We start from the raw sequence: 14,823 nt of genomic DNA, 5'->3' as shown, positions 1-14,823 counted from the left end.
CTTTGTACTCACCCTCTCGGGCTTTCCTCCGGGCGCTTCCCTTCGGTCTTGCGTTTCCGACTCTATCAGACCGTTTCCGTATCCGATTTCCTCGGCGCTTTCCAGGTTCCCGCTTCCGCGTTTCCCTTTCCGGCGAGTCCGACTCTATCAGATCCTTTCGGGCCTGACCCCCAGTCAGCGGGGCTTGCCTTCTCGGCCGTTGGGCCGTTCCGACGAGTGAGACATTAGCGGATTCCTGGCTCCCGAGCTAATCGGGGTGGCGCCCTTTCGAACGCGGAATCCTCATTTCGCAAACACGCATGAAAACGAGCCGACGACGAGTCGTCGATCATTGAATGGTGGTGCGGAATGGCTGTCCGGGGACCGACCGGAGTCGACGCTCACGTCGGACAACTCGGAGAACACTACGGACGCGCCGGAGTCGTGTCAACTCCGGTCTGGACAGGACACCCGAGGCGTACGCTGAGTCCATGACTACGCATACGTGCACCCAGCAGTGGTGGGCCGCCTGACGGCGGCCGTACTCACGTATGTACCCAACGGCCGCCGCCCTCGGCGGCCGTTTTTGTGTCTCCCTCCAGGGGAGCCGGCCGGTGGGCGCGGCGGCCTCGACCAGGAGGTGGAGAGATGACGCGGATCTTCAGCGGGGTCAAGCCGACCGGGCATCTGACGCTGGGGAACTATCTGGGAGCCGTGCGGCGCTGGGCCGACGCCGATCAGCACCGGGCCGACGCCCTGTTCTGCATCGTCGACCTGCACGCGCTGACCGTGGACCACGATCCGGGGCGGGTGCGCAGGCTCAGTAGGCAGGCGGCGACGTTGTTGCTGGCCTCGGGGCTCGATCCCGAGCTGTGCACCGTGTTCGTACAGAGTCATGTGGACGAACACGCGCGGCTGTCGTACTTGCTGGAGTGCGTCGCGACGGACGGGGAGATGCGGCGCATGATCCAGTACAAGGAGAAGGCCGCGCTGGAGCGGCAGCGCGGTGGGAGCGTGCGGCTGTCGCTGCTGACGTATCCCGTGCTGATGGCGGCCGACATCCTGGCGTACGGGAGCGACGAGGTGCCGGTCGGGGACGACCAGACGCAGCATGTCGAGTTGACCCGGGATCTGGCGGTGCGGTTCAACCAGCGGTACGGGCATACGTTCGTGGTTCCTCGGGCGACACGTCCGGAGGTCGCGGCGCGGGTCATGAACCTGCAGGAGCCGAGCTCGAAGATGGGGAAGAGCGACGACGTCGGACCGGGAGTCGTCTATCTGCTCGATGAACCGGATGCCGTACGGAAGAAGATCATGCGGGCCGTGACGGACAGCGGCCATGACGTGGAGTACGACCGGGAGAAGCGGCCCGGGATCTCGAATCTGCTGGAGATTCTCGCGGCGTGTGAGGGTGGGAACCCCGAAGCCTTGAGCGGTGTATATGAGTCGTACGGCGCTTTGAAGAAGGACACCGCCGAGGCCGTGGTCGAGCTCCTCAGGCCCGTACAGGAGAGGCACAAGCAGTTGTGCGCGGATCCTGCGTATGTGGAGGGGGTGTTGCGGGACGGTGCGGCGAAGGCCAGAGAGATGGCGCGGCCGAGGGTGGACGCGGCGTATGAGGCGATCGGGTTGCTGCCGGCGGCTGACTGAGAGCTGAGAGCAGAGAGCCGTGGCTGGCCGACGGCTGGCTGTGGCCGACGGCCCTCAGGTTGCCGGCTGCTGACTGCCGGCTGCCGACGGGCAGTCGCCCTCGGCATCGAGCCGCCCTCGGTATAGGGGCGGGTCGGTGCCGAGGGCGGTCGCTCGGAGCGGGTGCTCGGTGCCGAGGGCGGGTGCTCGGTGCCGGAGCGGGTGCCCGGTGCCGAGGGCGGTCGGCTCGGTCAGCTGTTGCCGGAGGCGAGTTCGCGGCTGCGGTCGCGGGCTGCTTCCAGTGCGGCGATGAGCGCGGCGCGTACGCCGTGGTTCTCGAGTTCGCGGATGGCGTTGATCGTGGTGCCCGCGGGGGACGTGACGTTCTCCCGGAGCTTCACGGGGTGCTCGCCGCTGTCGCGGAGCATCACGGCGGCGCCGATCGCGGACTGGACGATCAGGTCGTGGGCCTTGTCGCGGGGCAGGCCCAGCAGGATGCCCGCGTCCGTCATGGCTTCGACCAAGTAGAAGAAGTAAGCCGGTCCCGAGCCGGAGAGGGCGGTGCAGGCGTCCTGCTGCGACTCGGGGACGAGGAGTGTCTTGCCGACGGCGCCGAAGAGGGCCTCGGCGTGCGCGATGTGCTCGGCGGTGGCGTGGCTGCCGGCGGAGATGACGGACATGGCCTCGTCGACGAGGGCGGGGGTGTTCGTCATGACACGGACGACGGGGGTGCCGGTGGCCAGGCGTTCCTCGAAGAAGGAGGTGGGGATGCCTGCCGCGCCGCTGATGATCAGGCGGTCGGCGGGGAGGTGAGGGGCGAGTTCGTCGAGGAGGGTGCCCATGTCCTGGGGCTTGACGGTGAGGATCAGGATGTCGGCGGTCTTCGCCGCTTCCGCGTTGCTGACCGGGGTCACTCCGTGGCGTTCCTGGAGTTCCTTGGCCCGCTCCGGTCGGCGGGCTGTGACCAGGAGGTCGGCGGGGGCCCAGCCGCCTCGGATCATTCCGCTGAGCAGGGCTTCGCCGATCTTGCCGGTGCCGAGGACTGCGACTTTCTGAGTCATGGTTGCGGGTGCCCTCCGAGGGTTGGGTCGTCCGCGTTCATCCTCCCACCGGGGTCGTGGGGGCGGGTGGGCTGTCCGGTGGGCGGACGTCGTCCGCCCCGGTCCCGGCGGGCGTCCGCCCGGTCCGCCGGGACCGCCCGGGCGCGGGTCCCTACGGCGTCCTGCGTCGCAGGGTCGCCGCTCCGAGTCCCAGGACCAGCAGCGCGCTCCCGGCGACGATCAGGGCGTCGCGTACGAAGGTCGCGGTCATGTCGGTGTGCTTGAGGACCTCGTTCATGCCGTCGACCGCGTAGGACATGGGCAGGACGTTGGAGATGGCCTCCAGGACGGGGTGCATGTTGGAGCGGGGGGTGAACAGGCCGCAGAGGAGAAGCTGAGGGAAGATCACGGCCGGCATGAACTGGACGGCCTGGAACTCGGAGGCGGCGAAGGCCGAGACGAAGAGGCCGAGGGCCGTTCCGAGGAGGGCGTCGAGGAGGGCGACCAGTAGGAGGAGCCAGGGGGAGCCCGTGGCGTCCAGACCGAGGAACCAGACCGCGAGTCCGGTGGCCAGGGCCGACTGGATGACGGCGAGAACGCCGAAGGCGAGGGCGTAGCCGGCGATCAGGTCGCCTTTGCCGAAGGGCATGGCGAGGAGGCGTTCGAGGGTGCCGGAGGTGCGCTCGCGCAGGGTGGCGATGGAGGTCACCAGGAACATCGTGATCAGCGGGAAGATCCCGAGGAGGGACGCGCCGATGGAGTCGAAGGTGCGGGGGCTGCCGTCGAAGACATAGCGGAGCAGGAAGAGCATCACGCACGGGATGAGGATCATCAGCGCGATGGTGCGCGGGTCGTGACGGAGCTGACGCAGGACGCGGGTCGCGGTGGCCATCGTGCGGGAGGCGTTGAGCGCGCTCGGGCGTGACGCCGGTCCCGCCTGTCCGGACGCGCCGAGGCTCGCGGGTGCGGTCGCCGGAGTGGGGCTCGTGGGTGCGGTCGGGCTCATCGTGCGGTCTCCTCGCGGGGGTGGGCACCGGCGGACCGGGAATCGGCGCCGGAGGCCGGGGGCTCCGTGGCGGAGGGCGGGGGTGCGCCGTCGGAGACTTGGGGTTCCGTGGCTGGTGCCGGGGGTTCCGTGGCCCGTGCCGGGGACTCCGATGCCGGGGGCTCCGTGACCGAGGTCTGAGGGTCCGTACCCAATGCCGGGGGTTCCGTTGCCGCGGCCCGAGGTTCCGTGGTGGGGACCTGGGGTTCCGTGGTGGGGACCTGGGGTTCGGGGTCGGTGGGGGTCCGCGGTTGGGGCGTGGTGCTCGGCGTGGACCCGTGCGCCGCGGCGACCGCCTCGTCGACGAGGTGGAGGAAGGCGGCTTCGACGGTGTCGGAGCCGGTCCGTTCGCGGAGGGCGTCGGGGGTGTCGTCGGCGAGGATCCCGCCCTCGCGCATCAGGAGGAGCCGGTGGCAGCGCTCGGCCTCGTCCATGACGTGGGAGGAGATCAGGAGGGTCGCGTCGCGCTCTTCGGCGATGGCGTGGAAGAGGCTCCACAGGTCGCGGCGCAGGACCGGGTCGAGGCCGACGGTCGGTTCGTCGAGGACGAGGAGTTCCGGGGTACCGAGGAGGGCGACGGCGAGGGAGACACGGCTGCGCTGGCCGCCCGAGAGGTTGCCGGCGAGGGAGTCGGCGTGGGAGGCGAGGTCGACGTCGGCGATGGCCCGGGCGACGTCGGCGTGGCGGCGTTCGGCGGCGGCCCGGCCCGGGTCGAGGATCGCGGCGAAGTAGTCGAGGTTCTGGCGGACGGTCAGGTCGTCGTAGACGGAGGGGGCCTGGGTGACGTAACCGATGCGGGAGCGGAGGGCGCCGTCACCGGCGGGGAGGCCGAGGACCTCGAGGGTGCCGCCGACCTTGGCCTGCGTGCCCACGATCGAGCGCATCAGGGTGGATTTTCCGCAGCCGGAAGGGCCGAGCAGGCCGGTGATCTGGCCGCGCGGGACGGTGAAGTCGAGTCCGTTCAGGACGGTGCGGGGGCCGCGGACGACGGTGAGGCCTTCGGCGCGGACGGCGGGCTGGGAAGGGGGCACGGGTGTTCCTGTGGGGTCGGGCGGACGTGGACGAATAATCATCGCTCGATGAATATTCCTCCCGCGCGGCGCGGCGGTCAAGAGCCGCGGTGCGCCCGTCGAACGACCGGAGCACCGTGCGGCGCAGGCGCGCGTCGGCGCGAACGGAACGGGGTCGTCCGCTGTGTCACCGAACGATGCGCTCCCGCGTTCGCGTGACGGTTGTCCGGAGGGGCTGTGCGATCAACCGGCTTACCTGACAATGGATTTCAATGTGCGATACGGCTTCCCGCCGTACCGCCAGGTCCGCCGCACCCTCCCCCGGCGCGGCACCCACGCATCTCCCACTGTCGACCGGAGGTGCTCTTGTGATGCGCAAAGCCGATCTGTTCGCGTCCCTCGTCGTCTTTTTGGTGGCGCTGCCCCTGTGTGTCGGGGTCGCCATAGCGTCCGGTGTGCCCGCCGAGCTGGGGCTGGTGACCGGGATCGTCGGTGGGCTGGTCGCCGGGATGCTGCCCGGGAGCAGCCTGCAGGTGAGCGGGCCCGCGGCCGGGCTGACCGTGTTGGTCTACGAGGCTGTGCAGTCGTACGGGGTCCGGGTGCTGGGTGTCCTGGTGCTCGCGGCCGGGCTGGTGCAGCTCGGCCTCGGGGCGTTACGCCTCGGGCGATGGTTCCGGGCCGTGTCCGTGGCCGTGGTGCAGGGAATGCTCGCCGGGATCGGGCTCGTGCTGATCGTGGGCCAGGTGTACGCGATGGGCGACGCGACGGCGCCCTCCGGCGGGCTCGGGAAGATCGCCGGGCTGGGCTCGCTGGCCGGTGCCGCGGATCCGGTGGCACTGGCGATCGGCGGCGCCACCGTGGCCGTACTCCTGCTCTGGCCGCGGTGGCGGCGGGGCGCGCGGGTGGTGCCCGCACCCCTGCTGGCGGTGGCGCTCGCCTCGGCCATGACCGGGGTGTTCGATCTGGCGGTGCGGCGGGTCGAGGTGCGGGGGCTGCTCGATGCCGTACGGCCGCCGTCCCTCACAGACCTGGGCCGGCTCACGGAAGTGGGCGTGATCGGGACGGTACTGGCGTTCGCGCTGATCGCTTCGGCGGAGTCGTTGTTCAGTGCGGCGGCGGTCGACCGGCTGCACCGCGGGCCGCGCACCGATTACGACCGGGAGCTCATCGCGCAGGGCGCCGGGAACGCGGTGTGCGGGATGCTCGGGGCGCTGCCGTTGACCGCGGTGATCGTGCGGAGTGCGGCGAATGTGCAGGCCGGGGCGCGGACCAAGGTGTCGCGGGTGCTGCACGGGGTGTGGCTGCTGCTGTTCACGGCCGTGGTGCCCGCGGTGCTCGGGATGATTCCGGTGGCGGCGCTCGCGGGGCTGCTGGTGCACGCGGGGTGCAAGCTCGTTCCGGTGCGGGAGGTGCGGACCCTGTGGCGCGGGCATCGCGGTGAGGTGGTCGTGCTGGTCGTGACCGCGGTGTCGATCGTGGTCGGGAACCTGTTCGAGGGTGTGCTGGTCGGGCTCGCGCTCGCGGTGGCCAAGACCGCCTGGGACATCAGCCATGTGCATGTGGAGACCGAGGACCGGGGCGCCGCGGGAATGGTCGTACGGGTGGTCGGCAACGCCACCTTCCTACGGCTGCCGAAGCTGCTGGACGCCTTGGAGGCGTTGCCGCACGACCGTGACGTACGGCTGGAGCTGGGCGGTTTGCGGCATGTCGATCACGCGTGTGCGGCGGCCCTCGAGGGGTGGGCCGCCGGGCGGGATCACGAACGGGTCGCCACCAGCAGTTCCACGACGTAGGTCTCCTCCACGAACCCTTCCGGGAACGCCTGGAGGAGGTGGTTCCGTTCCTCGGCGAAGAACGCTCCGGTGGTCTCCTCGCCGAGGACCAGGAACGGCGAGTGGCTGCCGATGTTGGCGAGGCGGGTGTCGATCGGGATACGCCGGCTCCAGCGGACCTGCCGATGGCCGAAGGAAAGACGGCCACTGGGGTCGGCGGTGAGCGAGTGGGTGGCGCGGGCGACGCTGCGGTTCATCTCGGCCTCCTGGTCCCGGTCGAGGAAGCGTTCGGCGCGCCGGGCCGCCGCGGCGATCCACGGGACATCGAGTGCCTCGGTGTTCCACCACAGGGCCAGCGCCCCACCGGGACGCAGCACCCGCAGCGCCTCCGGCACCGAACGGCTCGGGTCGGTCCAGTGCCAGGACTGGGCGTAGGTGAGGAAGTCCGCGGAGGCGGAGGCGAGGGGCAGGGCGTCGCCGCTGCCCCGGACGATCGGGATGCGGGGGTGGACGCGACGGAACTCCGCCGCCATGCCCGGTCCGGGTTCCACGGCGAGGACATCCGCGCCGCGGGCGTGCAGGAGCCCGGTCGAGATCCCGGTGCCCGCGCCCACGTCGACGACCGTGGCACCGGCCAAGGAGCGGGCCGCGAGAGCTTCGACGGCGTCGAAGAGGGCGGGCGGATACGACGGACGGTTCGCGGCGTACTGCGCCGCGGCCGCGTTGAAGGAGTGGGCCCGGGCGGCGTGCGGGGAGACAGGAGAGGGAGGAACGGTCATGAGTTCATGGTCGGGGGTGGTGAGGGAGCCGCGGTAGGGCTTACCCCGGCCTCCTGGGATCCCGGCCGGGCTCGTCCTCGGGTGCGGGACCTGGTTCGTCCCCGGCCCGTCACCGGCTCGCCATCGGTGCGGGGTCCGGCCGGGTCAGGACCGGCGGCCCTTCCGCGACGGGTTGCCGGTGCGGCGCGTGGTGCGGCGGGTGTACTGCTTCTTCGCCGCCTCGTACTCCTCGCGGTGGAGCTTCTCGCCCGGGGCCTCGGTGAGGGAGCGGACTGAGTAGGCGAGGAGGGAGCCGACGAAACCGATGGCCAGCAGACCGCGAAGAGAGGCCTGGCGGTCGGGGTCGGGGCGCTTGGCGAAGGTCTCCGAGGTGTGCCGGAACGCCAGGGCGCTGCACACCGCGAACATCACCACGACCATCACGGTCACGGGCGTTCCCACATCCGCGATGGCCAGGCCCTGGTAGGCGAAGCGGAGCACGAAGCAGGCGGCCACCGCGGCGGCGAGAGAGCCGGCGGCCACGCCGACCCGGCGGCCGGTGTAGCCGCCGTCGTGCTCCACCCAGGTCGTCCCGAAGAAACGCAGGGGCTCGGGCTGGGGCCCCGCGGGGGTGCCGGTTCCGGTGTCGGTCTCGTCGTTCACCCGACGATTATCGCTCCGGTCCCGGCGTCGGCGGCCGCCGCGGGTGCCCTGGGGCGGGGCGTCGGTCAGGAGCACTTCGGGGCGACGTAGCCGTCGCTGCCCGTCTGAACGTACGCGTCCGCCACGAACTGGCCGTTCGAGATGTTGTCCCAGATCTTGCTCGTTCCGTAGGGCCCGCTGACGGACTCTCCCGGGCACTGGCAGTAGATCGGAACACGCGAGCCCGCCGGCAAGGTGCGGACAATGCTGAAGTGGGTGCCCGGGCCGCTGCGGACGTTGACGTTGTGGCCCGGTGCGAGCGGGTACGTGCGCAGCGCCTGGGCGGCCAGCGGCTCCGCGTCCGCCGCATCCGTCGAACTGGTGATGGCGATGTCTTCCGCCATATCGATCTCCCCCGTTGATTGGTTCACGCCAAATTCATGCTGCGCGCCGAGGCTAGCAAGCCGTCGAGGTTTCGCACGAAGGATCGACTAGGCTCTGCGCGTCGCGCATGCGGACGGACCCACGGGGGTGAGTGATGCCGCCACAGCGCAGCACCGGTACGAACTCGGAAGCGGAACATCCGCGCTATGCCGGGCAGTACCTGCTGGAGGCGGAACTCGGCTCCGGTGGCATGGGGATCGTGCATCTGGCGCGGTCCGCCTCCGGGTTGCGGCTCGCCGTCAAGGTCGTCCATGCCCAGTTCTCTCAAGACCCCGAGTTCCGGGGGCGGTTCCGGCAGGAAGTCGCAGCCGCCCGCCGGGTCAGCGGTGCCTTCACCGCGCCCGTGGTGGACGCCGATCCCGAGGCCGAACACCCGTGGATGGCGACCCTGTTCATCCCCGGACCGACACTTGCCGAGCATGTGAAGCGGAACGGCGCGCTGTCGTCGGCCCGGCTGCGCCACCTGATGGCCGGACTCGCCGAGGCCCTGCGGGACATCCACCGGGCCGGTGTCGTCCACCGCGATCTCAAGCCCAGCAACGTACTGCTGGCCGACGACGGGCCGAAAGTCATCGACTTCGGCATCTCGCGCCCCGCCGACAGCGAACTGCGCACGGAGACCGGGAAGTTGATCGGCACTCCGCCGTTCATGGCGCCGGAGCAGTTCAGCAGGCCACGGCATGTCGGTCCGGCCGCCGACGTGTTCGCCCTCGGGTCGGTGATCGTCCACGCGGCCACCGGGAGCGGGCCGTTCGACTCGGACAGCCCTTACCTGGTCGCCTATCAAGTCGTCCACGACGAGCCGGACTTGACCGGTGTGCCGGACGACGTGGTCGACCTCGTCTCGCGCTGTCTCGCCAAGGAGCCCGAGGACCGGCCCACCCCGGACGAGCTGATGACCGCGCTGCGCTCGGTCTCGGCCTCGTACGACACCCGGGCCTTCATTCCCGAACAGCGCGTCGGGAACGGTGAGTCGGCTCCACCGGCGCGGGAGTCGCGTCCGTGGCCGAGGCGTGAGCGGCCGGAGGGTGCCGAAGACCGCACCCATGTCGCCGTCCGGAAGAGGGGCGGGTGGCGCCGGCGCCTGCCCGCGGTCGTCGCGGTCGCCGGGCTCGCCGTCGTCGTCGGCGCCATCGGCGCCTTCGGCCTCCTCGGCGGATCGCAGGGCCCGGCAGCGGAACAGCACACCGCTCCGCCGTCCAGGAGTGCCTTTCAGCCCTGGACCCTCGACCTGAAGGCCTCCGGCGCCGACGCCGACGGTCAGCCGCGGTGCACGTACGCGCCTCAAGCGTTGCTGTGCGTCCGGCCCGGTGTCCTGGCCGCCGCGATCGATCCGGACAACGGCAAGGTGCTGTGGTCCCGGAGCGGCACGGGGAACGCGAGCAGCTACTCCACCCCGGCCCCGGTCCTCTCCGGGGGGCTCCTGCTGGTCGGCAGCGGGGACGGGCATCGGCTGACCGCGCTGGATCCCACCACGGGCACGACCCGCTGGAGTCGTGATGTCGCGCGCTACGAGGGCCGTATCACCCACGTCGCCGGCGTCGTGCTGCTCACCGGCCCCGACTCCAAGGTCATCGCGCTGGACGCCGCCACCGGCGAGGAGAAATGGCGTCACGCCATCCCGGGAATGAGCCTCCCCCAGTTCCACTCGTTCGGGGACGGGGTCGCCTACCTGGTCTCGACGCCGGCTCCGACCGGGACCGGGACCCGGACCCGGGTGGCCGCCGTGGACCCGGAGACCGGTGCCACGACCTGGCAGCGGCCCATGAACGGGGAGCTGAGCATCGTGGCCGCCCACGACGGAGCGGTCTGGTTCACCTCGGCCACCGTCGACCAGTACACGGATGCCGTACTGCGCTACGACGTGACGAACCGCAGGCTTCACCGCACCGCGCTGCGCATCCCGCAGGCCCAGGCACAGGTGGCCGTACGGGGGGACACCGCTTATCTGCTGGGCAACGACGGTTCGCTGGTCGCCGTGAACACCAAGACGTCGAAGCAGCTGTGGCGGGTGGAGACGTCCGTCAGCAAGGCATCGGCCCCCACCGTGGCCGGTCATCGTCTCTACCTCACCGCGGTGGACGGGCGTCTCATCGCCGTCGACACCGATCGAGGCTCGTTGCTCGGGCAGACAAAGGCCCGACCGGGCGGTGACCGGGGCTCACTGGTCAGCGCCCTCCCGGCCCCCGTCCCCGCCGGCAACCACATCTACGCCACCGCCCCCGACGGCTCCCTCTTCGCGGTCGACGCGCGGGATCCCTCGGGCTGGTGACGCGCGAAGGGGCCGCCCCGGCAGGAGCGGCCCCTTCGCGGACCTCTGACGCGTGACCGTCGGCCCGGTGTCCGGGCCGGGGATCGCGTCGGTGATCAGCCCAGCTTCGAGACGTCTCGCACCGCGCCCTTGTCCGCGCTCGTCGCCATCGCGGCGTACGCGCGCAGGGCGGCCGAGACCTTGCGCTCGCGGTTCACGGGGGCGTAGACGCCGTTCAGGGCCTCGCGGCGGGTGGCCAACTCGTCGTCGGACACGAGCAGTTCGACCGAGCGGTTCGGGATGTCGATGCGGATGCGGTCGCCGTCCCTGACGAGGGCGATCGTGCCGCCCGACGCGGCCTCCGGGGACGCGTGGCCGATCGACAGGCCCGAAGTCCCGCCGGAGAAGCGGCCGTCGGTGATCAGGGCGCAGGTCTTGCCGAGACCGCGGCCCTTGAGGAAGGACGTCGGGTAGAGCATCTCCTGCATACCCGGGCCGCCCTTGGGGCCCTCGTAGCGGATGACGACGACATCGCCGTGGGTGATCTCCTTGCGGAGGATCTTGTCCACGGCCTCGTCCTGGGACTCGCAGACGACCGCCGGACCCTCGAAGGTCCAGATCGACTCGTCGACGCCGGCCGTCTTCACGACGCAGCCGTCGACGGCCAGGTTGCCCTTGAGGACCGCGAGGCCGCCGTCCTTGGAGTAGGCGTGCTCGGCGGAGCGGATGCAGCCGTTCTCGGCGTCCTCGTCGAGGGCCTCCCAGCGCTCGGACTGGGAGAAGGCCTCGGAGGAGCGGACGCAGCCGGGGGCCGCGTGCCACAGTTCGATGGCTTCGGGGGACGGGGAGCCGGCGCGCACGTCCCACGTCTTCATCCAGTCGGAGAGGGACGGGCTGTGGACGGAGTGGACGTCCTCGTTGAGCAGGCCCGCGCGGTGCAGTTCGCCGAGGAGGGCGGGGATGCCGCCGGCGCGGTGCACGTCCTCCATGTAGTACGTACGGTCCTTCGCGACGTTCGGGGCGACCTTGGCAAGGCACGGCACCCGGCGCGAGACGTCGTTGATCTCGTCCAGACCGAAGGGGACGCCCGCCTCCTGGGCCGCGGCCAGCAGGTGCAGGATCGTGTTGGTGGAGCCGCCCATGGCGATGTCGAGGGCCATGGCGTTCTCGAAGGCGGCGTGCGTCGCGATGTTGCGCGGCAGGACCGACTCGTCGTCCTGGTCGTAGTAGCGGCGCGTGATGTCGACGACCGTGCGGGCCGCGTCCTCGTACAGGCCCTTGCGGGCGGTGTGCGTGGCGAGGATCGAGCCGTTGCCGGGCAGGCTCAGGCCGATGGCCTCGGTCAGGCAGTTCATCGAGTTGGCGGTGAACATGCCGGAACAGGACCCGCAGGTCGGACAGGCGTTCTCCTCGATACGGAGGATGTCCTCGTCCGAGATCTTGTCGTTCACGGCGTCGGAGATCGCGTCGACCAGGTCGAGCGTACGGACCGTGCCGTCGACCAGGGTGGCGCGGCCGGACTCCATGGGGCCGCCGGAGACGAAGACCGTCGGGATGTTCAGGCGCAGGGCGGCCATGAGCATGCCGGGCGTGATCTTGTCGCAGTTCGAGATGCAGATCAGGGCGTCGGCGCAATGCGCCTCGACCATGTACTCCACCGAGTCCGCGATCAGGTCGCGGGAGGGCAGGGAGTACAGCATGCCGCCGTGGCCCATCGCGATGCCGTCGTCGACGGCGATCGTGTTGAACTCGCGGGCGATGCCGCCGGCCGCCGTGATGGCCTCGCTGACGATCCGGCCGACGGGCTGGAGGTGGGTGTGCCCCGGCACGAACTCCGTGAAGGAGTTGGCGACCGCGATGATCGGCTTCCGTCCGATGTCCGCGCCCGGTACACCGGAGGCGCGCATAAGGGCGCGTGCGCCCGCCATATTGCGGCCGTGGGTGACTGTGCGGGACCTCAGCTCGGGCATCGTCGCTCGCTCCTTCGGGGAGGTATGAGGAGAGTTATGACTGAGGTCGAGCGTACGCCGGTGCTCCAGGATCCGGACAGGCCGTCCGGAATGCGGGACGGATGTCTCGGTCAGCGGCCACTTCCGCACGGCATACGCCCTCGTCAGCGACGTGTGGGTGCCGACGCGGCGCGCTCGGGGCGCCCCCGCTCGCTCATGGGTTCGTCAGGTGTCCCTGCACCACGGGCGCCACGCGCGCCACGATCCGCTCCGGGTCGGCCGAGGCCAGCGGTTCGACCTTGATCACGTACCGGAGCATGGCGACACCGACGAGCTGCGCGGCGGCCAGCTCGACGCGCAGCTCGGCGTCCGGGACCTCCAGGCGCTGGGCGATGCGGCGCAGCAGCTGGGCGGCGATGAGACGGCGGAAGACGGCGGCGGCGGTCTCGTTGTTCACGGCGGAGCGGACGATCGCGAGGAGCGGGGTGCGGGTGGCCGGGTTCTCCCAGATGCCGAGGACGAAGCGGGTCAGGCGTTCGCCGACACCGTCGAGGGGCCCTTCCTCGACGGCCGTGGGGGCGTCCAGGGCGGGCGCGAAGGCGACCTCGATCGCCGCCTCGAAGACCTGTTCCTTGGTGCCGAAGTAGTGGTGCACGAGGGCGGAGTCCACACCGGCGGACTTGGCGATGCCACGGACCGACGTCTTCTCGTAGCCGCGCTCGGAGAACTCCTCGCGGGCCGCCTCCAGGATGCGGTCGCGGGTGGCGGGGCCGGACTCCGTCTGCGTACGCGTGGGGCGTCCCCGGCCGCGGCGGGGGGCGGCGTCCGTCATCCGCGGGGCACCTTGACGGCGGACGCGAGGTGGAGCCGGGTGAAGGCCAGGGCCTCCGCCAGGTCGGCCTCGCGCTCGGCGCTCGACATCGCGCGGCGGGTGTTGACCTCGATGACGACGTGCCCGTCGAAGGCGGACTGCGCGAGACGGTCCAGAAGTTCGGCGCAGGGCTGGGTGCCGCGGCCCGGGACCAGGTGCTCGTCCTTGTTGGAACCGTTGCCGTCGGCGAGGTGGACGTGTCCGAGGCGGTCGCCCATGCGGTCGATCATCTGCAGGGCGTCGGTGCGGGCGGTCGCGGTGTGGCTGAGGTCGATCGTGAAGTGCCGGTAGTCGTCCTTCGTCACGTCCCAGTCGGGGGCGTACGCGAGCATCTCGCGGTCGCGGTAGCGCCACGGGTACATGTTCTCGACGGCGAATCGGACGTCCGTCTCGTCGGCCATGCGCCAGATCCCGGTGACGAAGTCACGGGCGTACTGACGCTGCCAGCGGAACGGGGGATGGACGACGACGGTGCTCGCGCCGAGCTTCTCGGCGGCGGCCCTGGCGCGCTGGAGCTTGGTCCAGGGGTCGGTGGACCAGACCCGCTGGGTGATCAGCAGACAGGGGGCGTGGACGGCGAGGATCGGCATCCGGTGGTAGTCGCTGAGGCGGCGCAGCGCGTCGATGTCCTGGCTGACGGGGTCGGTCCACACCATGACCTCGACACCGTCGTACCCGAGGCGCGCGGCGATCTCGAAGGCCGTCGCCGTCGACTCCGGGTACACGGACGCCGTGGACAGCGCGACCTTCGCATCCGGGATGCGCACCACTGGTTCTGCCACGAGGGACAGCGTACGGGGTGCCTTCGGCGGTTGGGCGAGGGGCGGCGAGCTTGGCCGGGAGGCTCCTGCGGGCCTCCGGCGGGGGTGGGTTGGCCTCCGGCCGGGAGGTGGGCCGGCCTCCGACCAGGAGGGAGTCGGCCTCCGGCCCGGGGTGCGGCCGTCGTCGTCCGGGAGGGCTCGGGGCCCCGGCCGGGCGAGCACTCGTGATGGACGCCACGGCCCCGGCCGGAGGTTCCGGTGACGGACGCCACCGACACGCGGGTGCTTCCGTGACGGACGCCACGGACACCTGCGGGGTCCTTCCGTGACCGTCACCACTGGCACTCGCACTGACTCTGGCTCTGGCTCTGGCTCTGGCACCGGCACCGGCGGGGCGCTCCCGACGTGATCGACGCCAGGGCACCCCTGGGTGCTCCCGGCATGATCGACGGGTCGTGCGCCGCATCGCCGTGGGTGGAGCGACCGTCCGGCGTGCGTGGCCGGTCGCGCCGTTCCCCGCGTCCCCGTACGGCATCGACCCTGAGGTCCGGTCCCCCGTCGGCGGCGGGGCGGGCGCAGACTCGCCGTGCGGGGACGTGCCGGAGGGCGGCTGCCCCTCGTCCGTGGCCGGTCGCGCCGTTCCCCGCGTCCCTGTACGGCACTGGCCCCCTG

Annotated in this window: 12 protein-coding genes; 3 read left to right on the top strand and 9 right to left on the bottom strand. The window is 71.0% G+C overall.

The annotated features are described in order from the left end of the window. Positions 1 to 627 precede the first annotated feature (627 nt). Positions 628 to 1,629 (top strand): tryptophan--tRNA ligase, encoded by a 1,002-nt coding sequence (gene trpS, locus ACWD68_RS24380; RefSeq protein WP_451808553.1) that lies wholly within the window; start codon positions 628 to 630, stop codon positions 1,627 to 1,629. A 230-nt stretch (positions 1,630 to 1,859) separates the two neighbouring features. On the opposite strand, the gene proC is transcribed toward trpS, so the two are convergent. The 3 genes from proC to ACWD68_RS24365 all read right to left on the bottom strand — a co-directional run bounded on the left by proC (position 1,860) and on the right by ACWD68_RS24365 (position 4,766). Beyond that, positions 1,860 to 2,669 (bottom strand): pyrroline-5-carboxylate reductase, encoded by an 810-nt coding sequence (proC, locus tag ACWD68_RS24375; protein WP_451808552.1) that lies wholly within the window; start codon positions 2,667 to 2,669, stop codon positions 1,860 to 1,862. A 151-nt stretch (positions 2,670 to 2,820) separates the two neighbouring features. Then, a complete protein-coding gene (locus tag ACWD68_RS24370; protein ID WP_451808551.1) occupies positions 2,821 to 3,654 on the bottom strand; it encodes an ABC transporter permease in 834 nt (277 codons plus the stop codon). Continuing rightward, a complete protein-coding gene (locus tag ACWD68_RS24365) occupies positions 3,651 to 4,766 on the bottom strand; it encodes an ATP-binding cassette domain-containing protein (RefSeq protein ID WP_451808550.1) in 1,116 nt (371 codons plus the stop codon). Before ACWD68_RS24365 ends, ACWD68_RS24370 begins: the two co-directional genes overlap by 4 nt. A 308-nt stretch (positions 4,767 to 5,074) precedes the next feature. Here ACWD68_RS24365 and ACWD68_RS24360 point away from each other — a divergent pair, with 308 nt between their 5' ends. Continuing rightward, complete coding sequence (locus ACWD68_RS24360; protein WP_451808549.1) at positions 5,075 to 6,496, top strand: SulP family inorganic anion transporter; 1,422 nt, start codon at positions 5,075 to 5,077, stop codon at positions 6,494 to 6,496. Here the strand turns inward: ACWD68_RS24360 and ACWD68_RS24355 are convergent. The 3 genes from ACWD68_RS24355 to ACWD68_RS24345 form a co-directional block, all read right to left on the bottom strand. Then, positions 6,460 to 7,254, bottom strand: coding sequence for a class I SAM-dependent methyltransferase (locus ACWD68_RS24355; protein WP_451808548.1), 795 nt, complete (start codon positions 7,252 to 7,254; stop codon positions 6,460 to 6,462). The two genes, ACWD68_RS24360 and ACWD68_RS24355, sit on opposite strands and share 37 nt — an antisense overlap. Before the next feature lie 144 nt (positions 7,255 to 7,398). Continuing rightward, positions 7,399 to 7,896: an EamA/RhaT family transporter gene (locus tag ACWD68_RS24350; protein WP_451808547.1), complete on the bottom strand. Its 498-nt coding sequence runs from the start codon at positions 7,894 to 7,896 to the stop codon at positions 7,399 to 7,401. A gap of 65 nt (positions 7,897 to 7,961) precedes the next feature. Continuing rightward, positions 7,962 to 8,279, bottom strand: coding sequence for a peptidase (locus ACWD68_RS24345; protein ID WP_451808546.1), 318 nt, complete (start codon positions 8,277 to 8,279; stop codon positions 7,962 to 7,964). Positions 8,280 to 8,413: 134 nt separating this feature from the next. On the opposite strand from ACWD68_RS24345, the gene ACWD68_RS24340 reads away from it, so the two are divergent. After that, on the top strand, positions 8,414 to 10,591 hold the full coding sequence (locus ACWD68_RS24340) for a protein kinase domain-containing protein (protein WP_451808545.1): 2,178 nt from the start codon (positions 8,414 to 8,416) through the stop codon (positions 10,589 to 10,591). A gap of 95 nt (positions 10,592 to 10,686) precedes the next feature. On the opposite strand, the gene ilvD is transcribed toward ACWD68_RS24340, so the two are convergent. From ilvD to ACWD68_RS24325, 3 genes are all read right to left on the bottom strand, one after another. Then, positions 10,687 to 12,540, bottom strand: a complete 1,854-nt coding sequence (ilvD, locus tag ACWD68_RS24335) for a dihydroxy-acid dehydratase (protein ID WP_451808544.1) — start codon at positions 12,538 to 12,540, stop codon at positions 10,687 to 10,689. Between the two features lie 193 nt (positions 12,541 to 12,733). Further along, positions 12,734 to 13,351, bottom strand: coding sequence for a TetR/AcrR family transcriptional regulator (locus ACWD68_RS24330; protein WP_451808543.1), 618 nt, complete (start codon positions 13,349 to 13,351; stop codon positions 12,734 to 12,736). Further along, positions 13,348 to 14,172, bottom strand: a complete 825-nt coding sequence (locus tag ACWD68_RS24325) for a sugar phosphate isomerase/epimerase family protein (protein WP_451808542.1) — start codon at positions 14,170 to 14,172, stop codon at positions 13,348 to 13,350. The genes ACWD68_RS24330 and ACWD68_RS24325 overlap by 4 nt, the downstream gene beginning before the upstream one ends. Positions 14,173 to 14,823 lie beyond the last annotated feature (651 nt).

The organism is Streptomyces sp. NPDC005141 (assembly GCF_053599975.1).
Note: the sequence above shows the minus strand (reverse complement) of the source record. Positions and strands in the feature narration are given on the sequence as shown.